The organism is Shewanella sp. S1-49-MNA-CIBAN-0167 (assembly GCF_040310145.1).
GTDB lineage: Bacteria > Pseudomonadota > Gammaproteobacteria > Enterobacterales > Shewanellaceae > Shewanella > Shewanella psychromarinicola.
This window is the reverse complement of record NZ_JBEOPO010000506.1, coordinates 1-234: the sequence shown is the minus strand read 5'-3', so window position 1 is coordinate 234 and position 234 is coordinate 1. Positions and strand designations below refer to the sequence as shown.

General features: G+C 40.2%; 1 protein-coding gene. It reads right to left on the bottom strand.

What is annotated here, in order from left to right; genetic code table 11:
- Window positions 1-234, bottom strand: a 234-nt coding sequence (locus AAEZ00_RS22190; protein WP_351090207.1) for a hypothetical protein, incomplete at both ends; no start/stop codon positions are given.

Sequence of the window (234 nt, the reverse complement as noted above, 5' to 3'; positions counted from 1 at the left end):
CGGCTTGCCCTGCAACGACCTTGTAAATATAGGTTTAGAAACTACAGGTGAGTAGTGATGATCAACTTTTTCGCATTCATCTATGTGTTGAATTAATGCTTTGATCGCATTTTTATATTGTTCAGGAACTCTCATCACTATCGTTTTTTCATATCTAGTCTTGCGGCCAGCACCTTTACGTACACCACCATGCGCCCCTTTATGAGCATCACTTTTATCTGCCATACTTAGAAC